Raw genomic sequence first — 1435 nt, 5'->3', positions numbered from 1 at the left:
CCGGCGAGGCACCAGGATAGCACCGTGCCGGACCAGAGCGCGATGTCGCCGTAATGGGCGTTTGGCCGTGCGATCAGACGCAGGGCCGGATGGTCGGCCACCTCCTCGCGCAGCCCGTTGCGGCCAACGCGATGGATCGTCAGGCGTGCCTCGGGCAGAGCGCGCTGGATCCACTGGATCGGCGCCGTCACCACCGACGCGTCGAGGCCGTCGCCGATCGCCTTGCGATAGTCGTAGCGCGTGCGTGTCATGGTCGGCTGAAACAGCACCCAGCCTGGCGCGTGACGCATAGCGGACAGCAGCGCCTTTGAAAGCCATTTACGCATCTTGCGGGATCCAGTCGTCATCAAGAGTACGGGTCTCGCCGGCCGGCTTGGCAGAGGTGAGCGGGCGCCACGGCTGGGCCTTCACGCCATCCGCCGCATGGATCGCCAGCGCCAGGGCCCAGAACCGGTCGGCGTGGCCGTCAGGGGTACGCTCTGCCGTGAAGCGGATATTGCCCGCCGGCGTGACCTGCTTGGTCACCTGCCGCAGGTCGGCGCGGATCTCGCCCGAATAGGGGATGCGGACCCGACGATCCTCCATGCGCGAGCGAACCGGATAGGCGAGCGCCTCTTTCGCCTGGGCGGTGAAGGAAACGCCTTCGACCGCGTATTCGCCGAAACGATCCTGGGCGTCATCCACCCAGCCGATACCGAGGCCTGTCTGATCGATGCAGACGCGGGCGCACCTGGCGAACCAGGGCCAGAGCACCTTTTCTTGCTCGGACTTCCGCATTTTCTTCAAGGTCTCGACATGGCGCGTGTAAAGGACGTCGCCCAGCAGCTCCACCACCCAAAGGACGGTCAGGTCTTGCGTTCGGCCGATATCGACCCCGGCGTAAAGGGTGCCGCCCTCTGGCGTCTGCCAATCGGCTCCTTGCGCATACTCGGCCGAGGCGATCAGGTCGTACTCGAGGAAAGCCGCATCGTCGTCGGCCGGCTTGCACATGTACTCCTGCAGAAAACTTTCCTCGTCGGCCGCGCCGCTCTTCACCCAGTCGAAATAGGCCGCCTCATCCATCTCCTGCCGCTCGTCTTCGGCCGGCAGGGATTGCTGCAGCTTCCACAGGAACCCGTCATCCAGCGCGTTCTGCAGGGTGACGGTGTGCAGGCTGAGCTTCTTCGGATTGCCGCCTTCCTTCGCCTCGCGCACGAGTATGTTGAAGAAATTCTTCGATCCGCGGTGGGTGGAGATCACCTCCATTTGCCCGCCCCAGGTGATGCCCGGATAGGCAATCGACCAGAGCTTTCGCGGATCCGGGTGCAAGGCGAATTCGTCCAGCACGCGGCTGCCGCGCTTGCCGGCCTGGGCGTCCGGGTTGGAGCTCATGGAGTGGATGCGCCGGCCGTTGGCGAACTGCAGGACGAGCGCGCTGTGCTTCTTCTCGTCGTCG

General features: G+C 65.2%; 1 protein-coding gene and 1 pseudogene. Both read right to left on the bottom strand.

The features are described 5' to 3' along the window. Nucleotides 1-326: pseudogene (locus tag TSB10P1A_RS17330) on the bottom strand (phage portal protein); the annotation flags it as partial. Then, nucleotides 319-1435 (bottom strand): terminase large subunit domain-containing protein (locus TSB10P1A_RS17325; RefSeq protein ID WP_186389204.1); only part of this gene is annotated, 1117 nt, incomplete at its 5' end. The pseudogene TSB10P1A_RS17330 and the gene TSB10P1A_RS17325, both read right to left, overlap by 8 nt.

This window comes from Stappia sp. TSB10P1A, assembly GCF_900185725.1.
GTDB lineage: Bacteria > Pseudomonadota > Alphaproteobacteria > Rhizobiales > Stappiaceae > Stappia.
This window is presented reverse-complemented; position numbering and strand designations above follow the sequence as displayed.